Source organism: Staphylococcus americanisciuri (assembly GCF_024814435.1).
Classification (GTDB): Bacteria; Bacillota; Bacilli; order Staphylococcales; family Staphylococcaceae; genus Staphylococcus; species Staphylococcus americanisciuri.
In genome coordinates this window covers 1-543 of the sequence record NZ_JANUXY010000028.1, presented here as the reverse complement: position 1 = coordinate 543, position 543 = coordinate 1, and the positions used below count along the sequence as shown (strand labels likewise).

Below are 543 nucleotides of genomic sequence, written 5' to 3'. Positions count from 1 at the left end.
CCATAAAAGAAGTAAGCTTGATTAGCTCGTTTGATTGTTTAAGTCAATCACTCTTGAAGTACTACTCTGAGTACTCAAATTATCGGAATTAACGTTGACATATTGTCATTCAGTTTTCAATGTTCATCGTTTTAAAAATAATGGTGGAGACTAGCGGGATCGAACCGCTGACCTCCTGCGTGCAAAGCAGGCGCTCTCCCAGCTGAGCTAAGCCCCCATGAATTTCATTAAGTAAGTCGGGAAGACAGGATTTGAACCTGCGACCCCTTGGTCCCAAACCAAGTGCTCTACCAAGCTGAGCTACTTCCCGCAATTAAAATGGCGCGCCCGATAGGAGTCGAACCCATAACCTCTTGATCCGTAGTCAAACGCTCTATCCAGTTGAGCTACGGGCGCATTGATAATATGTTATTTAGATGGTGCCGAGGACCGGAATCGAACCGGTACGGTAATCACTTACCGCAGGATTTTAAGTCCTGTGCGTCTGCCAGTTCCGCCACCCCGGCAAAATAATGGAGCAGAAGACGGGATTCGAACCCGCGA

Annotated in this window: 4 tRNA genes; all 4 read right to left on the bottom strand. The window is 47.1% G+C overall.

Annotated elements, in window-relative coordinates:
* Nucleotides 1-141 precede the first annotated feature (141 nt).
* Nucleotides 142-217 (bottom strand) — tRNA-Ala (locus NXS11_RS10930).
* A 19-nt stretch (nt 218-236) separates the two neighbouring features.
* Nucleotides 237-310, bottom strand: a tRNA-Pro gene (locus NXS11_RS10925).
* 9 nt (nt 311-319) lie between these two features.
* A tRNA-Arg gene (locus NXS11_RS10920) sits at nt 320-396 on the bottom strand.
* 21 nt (nt 397-417) lie between these two features.
* A tRNA-Leu gene (locus NXS11_RS10915) sits at nt 418-506 on the bottom strand.
* Nucleotides 507-543: the final 37 nt, after the last annotated feature.